The sequence below is a fragment of the Dechloromonas hortensis genome, assembly GCF_009469765.1.
GTDB classification, from domain to species: domain Bacteria; phylum Pseudomonadota; class Gammaproteobacteria; order Burkholderiales; family Rhodocyclaceae; genus Azonexus; species Azonexus hortensis.
Genome location: NZ_SSSQ01000042.1, coordinates 1 through 551 on the forward strand (window position 1 = coordinate 1; position 551 = coordinate 551).

Here is a 551-nt window from a genome sequence, read left to right on the forward strand (position 1 = left end):
ATCAAGGACACCGGCACGATCACGCTGGGTCACCGTGAATCCTCGATTCCGTTTTCCTACTACGACGACAAGCAGCAGGTCATCGGCTACTCGCACGAACTGATGCTGAAAGCCGTCGAAGGCATCAAGAACGAACTGAAGCTGGCCAAGATCGACATCAAGCTGATGCCGGTCACCTCGGCCAACCGCATCACGCTGGTCCAGAACGGCACCGTCGACATCGAATGCGGCTCGACCACCAACAATCTGGAACGCCAGAAGCAGGTTGGCTTCTCGACCACCATCTTCGTCATCGGCACCCGCCTGATGGCCAAGAAGACGGCCGGCATCAACGACTTCGCCGACCTCGCCGGCAAGAACGTCGTCACCACCGCCGGCACCACCTCCGAGCGTCTGCTGCGCAAGATGAACGAAGAGAAGAAGCTGGGCATGAGCGTCATCTCCGCCAAGGACCACGGCGAAGCCTTCCTGACCCTGGAAACCGGCCGCGCCGTCGCCTTCATGATGGACGACGCGCTGCTCTATGGTGAAATGGCCAAGGCCAAGAAGCC

Annotated in this window: 1 protein-coding gene; it reads left to right on the top strand. The window is 59.9% G+C overall.

Annotation, left to right across the window (positions count from 1 at the left end):
• Nucleotides 1–551, top strand: a 551-nt coding sequence (locus GH663_RS20890) for a transporter substrate-binding domain-containing protein (RefSeq protein ID WP_153133510.1), incomplete at both ends; no start/stop codon positions are given.